Origin of the sequence: Neorhizobium vignae (assembly GCF_000732195.1) — a bacterium.
Classification (GTDB): domain Bacteria; phylum Pseudomonadota; class Alphaproteobacteria; order Rhizobiales; family Rhizobiaceae; genus Neorhizobium; species Neorhizobium vignae.
Map to the genome: position 1 here is coordinate 1 of NZ_JNNU01000021.1, position 551 is coordinate 551.

The window sequence follows — 551 nt, forward strand, 5'->3', positions numbered from 1 at the left end:
GGCTCGCCAACACGATCACCGGTGGCGCCGGCAATGACACGCTGAACGGCGGTGCCGGTGCCGACACGCTGGTCGGCGGCAGTGGCAACGACACCTACGTGGTCGACAATGTCGGCGACACCGTCACCGAAAACGCCGGCCAAGGCACCGACATGGTGCAGACGAACCTCGCAATCTACACGCTTGGCACGGATGTCGAGAACCTGACCTATACCGGCGTGGCGGCATTCACGGGGACCGGCAATGGCCTCGACAACACGATCCGGGGCGGCGCGGCCGCCGATATCCTCGACGGTGGCGCGGGCGCCGACACGTTGATTGGAGGCGTTGGCAACGACACCTACATCGTCGATGCCCTGGGCGATATCGTTTCCGAAGCCGCCAACGCCGGCACCGATCTGATCAAGACGGCGCTTTCCGCTTATGAATTGACCAGTATCGCCAATGTCGAGAAGTTGACCTTCATCGGCGTCGGCGATTTTGTAGGGACCGGCAATGCTTTGGCGAACGTCGTTTCCGGTGGTTCCGGCAATGACACGCTGGATGGCGGG

Annotated in this window: 1 protein-coding gene; it reads left to right on the forward strand. The window is 62.8% G+C overall.

Annotated elements, in window-relative coordinates:
• Nucleotides 1-551, forward strand: a 551-nt coding sequence (locus GQ59_RS25555) for a calcium-binding protein (protein ID WP_037086688.1), incomplete at both ends; no start/stop codon positions are given.